This window comes from Ferruginibacter sp., assembly GCF_014377975.1.
In the GTDB taxonomy this organism is placed as follows: domain Bacteria; phylum Bacteroidota; class Bacteroidia; order Chitinophagales; family Chitinophagaceae; genus Ferruginibacter.
In genome coordinates, this window is the sequence record NZ_JACMOO010000167.1 from 1 (window position 1) to 5,685 (window position 5,685).

Annotated in this window: 3 protein-coding genes and 1 pseudogene; 1 reads left to right on the forward strand and 3 read right to left on the reverse strand. The window is 39.8% G+C overall.

Annotation, left to right across the window (positions count from 1 at the left end; genetic code table 11):
• The 3 genes and pseudogenes from H7254_RS09595 to H7254_RS09605 all read right to left on the reverse strand — a co-directional run.
• A pseudogene (locus tag H7254_RS09595) lies at nucleotides 1-283 on the reverse strand (hypothetical protein); the annotation flags it as partial.
• A 59-nt stretch (nucleotides 284-342) separates the two neighbouring features.
• Nucleotides 343-831, reverse strand: coding sequence for a hypothetical protein (locus H7254_RS09600; RefSeq protein WP_301932757.1), 489 nt, complete (start codon nucleotides 829-831; stop codon nucleotides 343-345).
• 125 nt (nucleotides 832-956) lie between these two features.
• On the reverse strand, nucleotides 957-4,475 hold the full coding sequence (locus tag H7254_RS09605; protein ID WP_301932758.1) for a DUF559 domain-containing protein: 3,519 nt from the start codon (nucleotides 4,473-4,475) through the stop codon (nucleotides 957-959).
• Nucleotides 4,476-4,756: 281 nt separating this feature from the next.
• On the opposite strand from H7254_RS09605, the gene H7254_RS09610 reads away from it, so the two are divergent.
• Nucleotides 4,757-5,635 carry an ABC transporter permease gene (locus H7254_RS09610; protein ID WP_301932759.1) on the forward strand — a complete coding sequence of 293 codons (879 nt, stop codon included), beginning with the start codon at nucleotides 4,757-4,759 and terminating at the stop codon, nucleotides 5,633-5,635.
• Nucleotides 5,636-5,685: the final 50 nt, after the last annotated feature.

Genomic DNA, 5,685 nt, shown 5'->3' on the forward strand with positions numbered 1-5,685 from the left:
AGGGTGAAACTTTTGAACCTCTTGATTTAAAGTGATCACTTCTTTTGTAAAGTATTCTATCTTCCCCGTAGCCACCTATTCCGTACAGTGCATTTGCGGAAAATAATTTTTGATCCATGTAATTAGAAAATACTTCTGTATTAGCAATTAATTCCGGAGTTAATTCTTTGTTGGCTCCGGTAAAATCCATCCGCAATAATTTTTCAGTACCAAAGTTAAAATCTACTACTGTGCGAAAACTAGACTGGTTTTTTTGCAACACATTTTCGAGCGGGCTTTTCATAAATTGAAGGTAAGCATATCTTTTAATGTGGGCTAACACTTAAAAAAAGCAACGGGTTTTCATTCTGCTAATGCTAATATTTTCTGATTTAAAGGAACCGTAATATTTTCTAAACGTACGTCAATATGTTGCAATAATTTATCTTCCAGCACATCAGCGAACGCTTCAAAGTAATCAATGGCATCTTCTTTTTTGTTACGTTTTAACCAGCGAAAGCCTCCGGACAATTGTTCCAATACTTCCCTGTCTGATAAATATTCTATATGGTGTATATCGGTTGGTGTTAACCCTATTTGTTCCAATTTATTAAAAACCAGGGTTAGCGGGGCATTCGTTGTCGGGCAAAATTCTATTGCCAGTTCCGTCCATTCGCCTGTACCGGTATGTGCGTATTCCAAAATCTCTTCTTTGGTAAATTGTGTAACCGACTGCACCAGATTACCGCAGTTGCAGGCGCCATGATGGCCCCAGCTATGATAAGCGCCTTTGCGCAAATTGTCTGCTGTTAAGCGAAGTGCGTTGATAAGTTCTATAGTTGCTTGTGCCATGAAACAAATTTATTATTAAAACAACAACGGGAAACATTTTGTTTGATCTGGCACAAAGAATACAAAGGATGCAAAGAACACCCAATTGAAAACCTTGATTTTTTCCTTGCGCCCTTTGTATAAAACTATATTACCACATTTACCATTTTATTTTTTACGTAGATAATCTTTTTAGGATCTTTTCCGTCCAGCCATTTTTGTACAATCTCATTTTCCAGTACCATCTTTTCTACTTCCGCCTGGTTGAGGTTTAAAGCCAGGTTGATATTGGCCCTTACTTTTCCATTGATAGAAATTGGATATTCTTTGCTGCTTTCTACCAGCAGCGCAGGGTTGAAGCTGGGATAATGCGCATCCAACACAGAACCGTTGCTACCCAGCGAATGCCATAATTCTTCGGCGATATATGGTGCATACGGTGTTAGTAAAATCAACAGTGGCTCTAAAATTTCTTTCTTGTGACATTTTAAATCTGCCAGTTCATTTACACAGATCATGAAGGTGCTTACGGCGGTGTTAAAACTAAAGCGTTCGGTATCTTCTTCAATTTTTTTGATGGTTTTATGCAACACTTTTAGTTCTGCATCGGTGGCTTTTTCATCTGTCCAAACTTTACCCTTTACTTCATCAAAAAACAACCGCCACAGCTTTTTTAAAAAACGATGCACGCCTTCAATACCTTTGGTATCCCAAGGTTTGCTGGCTTCTACCGGACCAAGGAACATTTCGTACATGCGGAATGTATCGGCGCCGTATTTGTCGCACAAATCTACGGGGTCAACAGTATTGTAATAGCGTTTACTCATTTTCTCTGTATCGGAACCGCAGATATATTTTCCTTTAAGAAGGCCATCATTTTCATAAACGAAAATTGCATCTGTAAACTCTGGCTTCCACTTGATAAATGCAACAGTATTTAGTTCAAATCCATCTACAAGATTAATATCGACATGAATACTGTTAACTATGTAGCTATTTACTTTATACCCGTTTTCAGGAAAGCGCTTTGCTAAGTCTCTACTTATTGTTTGTAAAATTTCTTCAGTGCTAATATTCGTTGTGTTAATTCTTAAGAAAATTCTGGCAATATTATAAGATAGGTATTGATTTGAAAGTTGAAATTTAGTATTGTTCTTATCCACACCTTCTAAAATCAATCTGTACACAAATCGACTACTTCCCTGTATCATCCCCTGATTCAACAATTTTTTAAACGGTTCTTCATATCCAATATACCCAAGATCAAATAAAACCTTTGTCCATAAACGGCTGTAGAGTAAATGGCCTACGGCATGTTCTGTACCGCCAATGTATAAGTCTACCTGGTTCCAGTAATCGCTGGCTTTTCGGTCGCAGAAAGTTTCGTTGTTGTGTGGGTCCATGTAGCGCAGAAAATACCAACTGCTGCCTGCGTAACCGGGCATGGTACTGGTTTCCCTTCTGACCTCACCCTCAGCCCCTCTCCAGGGGAGAGGGGAGTTTGACCCTGCCGGATGCTGGCTTTTTTCTTCTTGTTGTGAACCGGTTGCTTTCGATACTTCAGTCTTTTCTTTTTGCAGTTCTTGCAATATTTCTTTTAATACCTCTTCTACATTTGTTTTTACTGCACCATTCGTAAAACGAAGCATTTCAAAACCGTTTTCCGCAAGCCAGTATTGCCTTGCCATATCCAACTTTTTTTGTTCCCCTTCATCATGATATTCTCCATCAATTTCAATAATTATTTTTTTATCCAGGCAAACAAAATCTGGTATGTATCCTGCGATAGGATGCTGCCGTCTAAATTTGAATCCTCCAATATTTCTATTCCTAAGTTCCTGCCATATTATTTCTTCGGCCTCCATTAAATTTTTCCGGTTGATTTTTGCAAAAGACAGCGTATTCTTCCATTCTTCTACAGAACTGTTGAAATAACCCGGTGAGTCTTTTGCAGCTGTTTCTTTTGCAGCATTTTGCGCCTGAAGATCTGGAGCGCTATCAACTACACTGTGATCTACAACTCCCCTCTCTTTCGGAGCGAGGCTGGGGGTGAGGTCATGCTTAGTACCCGCAGATACATTTACCCAATCCGTGATGTTCGCCAGCGGCCCTTCTCCATCAGGTCCAGGGCCATATTTATCTACATGCGGCAGTTGTAATGGTAACTCATCCGCATCTAAAGGAATGGCCACTCCATCACTCCAGATAATGGGAAATGGTTCTCCCCAATAACGCTGGCGGCTGAAGCCGGCATCCCTCATCCTGTAATTTACTTTTCGTTTGCCAATGCCCTGTTCTTCTAATTTTTTTAACACTATTTCAGAAGCATCCATCATCTTCATGCCATTTAAAAACCCGGAGTTTTCCAAAGCCGCTTCCTTGGTAGCATTTGCTTCTTCACCGTTGAAATATTTACCAATAATATTACTGATAGGAATGTTGAAATGTTGGGCAAATTTAAAATCCCGTTCATCGCCGCAAGGCACCGCCATAATGGCTCCGGTGCCATAACCTGCCAGCACATACTCACTGATATAAATAGGAATTTGCTGTCCGCTGAAAGGATTAATTGCATAGGCGCCCGTAAAGCAACCCGTTATTTTTTTTTCAGCCATCCGGTCTACATCGCTGCGGCTTTTTACATACGCAATGTACTCGTCCACGGCAGTGGCCTGTTCCGTACTTTTTATTTGTTGCACCAAATCCATCTCCGGTGCCACAACCATAAAGTCAACACCAAAAATGGTGTCAGGTCTTGTTGTATACACCTTTAATACTTGTTCGCTTTCTTTAATTGCAAAGTCCATTTCAGCACCCTGGCTTTTACCGATCCAGTTGCGCTGCATTTCCTTCATACTTTCGCTGAAGTCCACTTTTTCAAGCCCTTCCAGCAACCTGTCGGCATAAGCGGTTATCCTTAAATACCACTGCCGCATTTTCTTTTTTTCTACCGGGTGACCACCTCTTTCGCTTACCCCGTTTACCACTTCATCATTTGCTAACACAGTTCCTAATGCCTCACACCAGTTTACAACACCGTATGCACAAAAGGCCAGGCGATGTTTCATTAAAATATCTTCTTGTTCTTTTTTCGAATAACCCTTCCACTCATCTGCGGTAAAATGTATACCGGTAACAGATTTACCCTTCTTCGGCAAGGCGCCAGTGGTAGCATATTTATTGATTAAGCCGGAAATAGGTAACGCCTTTTTTTGCGTGTTGCAGAAATAACTGTTGAACAATTGCAAAAAAATCCACTGTGTCCATTTATAATATTGCGGATCACTGGTACGCACCTCTCTGTCCCAGTCATAACAAAATCCAATTTTATCTAACTGCGCTTTAAAGGTTGCAATGTTATTTTTAGTAGTTGCTGCAGGGTGCTGGCCAGTTTCGATGGCATATTGTTCGGCCGGCAAACCAAAGCTGTCAAACCCCATTGGATGCAGTACATTAAAACCTTTCAATCTTTTATAGCGGCTGTAAATATCACTGGCAATGTATCCCAGCGGATGGCCAACATGCAAGCCGGCACCACTGGGATACGGAAACATATCCAGCACATAATATTTTGGTTTATCACTGTTGTTGGAAACTTTGTAAGTTTGATTCTTCTTCCAGGCATCCTGCCATTTTTTTTCAATCTCGTTGTACTTGTATTCCATTGTTGTTTATTCTTTTTTATTTTTTTGCCAAACGGTCAGGCCCCCATTTTATTGGCTGTTTCATCATTGGATAGTAGTCATTATTCTATCCATCTTGTGAAAGAAAAGTTATAATAGCTGCTATACTATAATGTAGTATCACACAATAAAAATATATTTGGGCGGGCAATCGTTTTGCAGTGGGCAAAAGTACAGTAAAGAAGGTAAAAACCTTTATTTTTGCCCTCCTGACAATAACGGGTATTAAAATTAAAATCCCTATCTACTAAATAATAAAAATTATGGCTCAATTTGGAAAAGCAAGTGGTAAACGTGGTCAGCCAACTTATGCTTATGCTATCATCGGTGTAGCGTTGGTATTATTTTTATTTGGCATCGTGGGCTGGTTTTCGCTTAACCTCCGCAAATCGGGCGATTATTTTAAAGAGAATATCCAGGTGCATGCTTTCCTTTATCCGGATGCCGGCAAAAAGAAAATTGATAGTCTGAAAGATTACATCGCCGCTATTCCATACGCAAGAGATGTGCAGCACATTACCAAAGAAATGGCGGCAAAAGAATGGAACAAGGACAATGATAGTTCCTGGAAAAAACTGCTGGATTATAATCCATTGCCAGAAAGCATCGATTTTTATATTAAGGCCGATCATGTTGAAAAAGACAGCCTGAACATGCTTTCGGAAAATTTACAAAATACTTTTCCGGGTGTAATTAAGGAGTTTCAGTTTCCAACAGAAACGGTTGCTAAAATAAGTGGATACGTAAAAACAGGGGCCATTGCTTTTTTAATCGGGGCATGCATCCTTACAATTTTAGTAATATTTTCTATTGACAACACCATCCGGCTTGCCATGTACAGCAACCGTTTTTTGATAAAGACCATGCAGATGGTAGGCGCCACCAGGGGGTTTATTGCAAGACCCATTACCTCCAGAGCTGTTATAAATGGTCTCATTGCTTCGGCACTCGCCATATTGGCTATTTGGGGAACCATCCTGTTGACGGAAAGTTTTGTACCCAATTTTAAATTATTGCACGATAATAAAAGTCTGGTTATTTTATTTTTAATCATCATCCTACTGGGTATTTCGATGACGCTGGCCAGCACTTACCTGGCAGTTTTGAAATACCTAAAAATGAAGTTAGACGATCTTTATTAAAGCAGCCGCAACGTTGAATTAAATATTATTGCTTTTATTTGCATCTATAA

Excerpts from the sequence above, each read along its gene's own strand:
- H7254_RS09600 (WP_301932757.1), bottom strand. The coding sequence starts at position 831 with ATGGCACAAGCAACTATAGAACTTATCAACGCACTTCGCTTAACAGCA.
- H7254_RS09605 (WP_301932758.1), bottom strand. The coding sequence starts at position 4,475 with ATGGAATACAAGTACAACGAGATTGAAAAAAAATGGCAGGATGCCTGG.
- H7254_RS09610 (WP_301932759.1), top strand. The coding sequence starts at position 4,757 with ATGGCTCAATTTGGAAAAGCAAGTGGTAAACGTGGTCAGCCAACTTAT.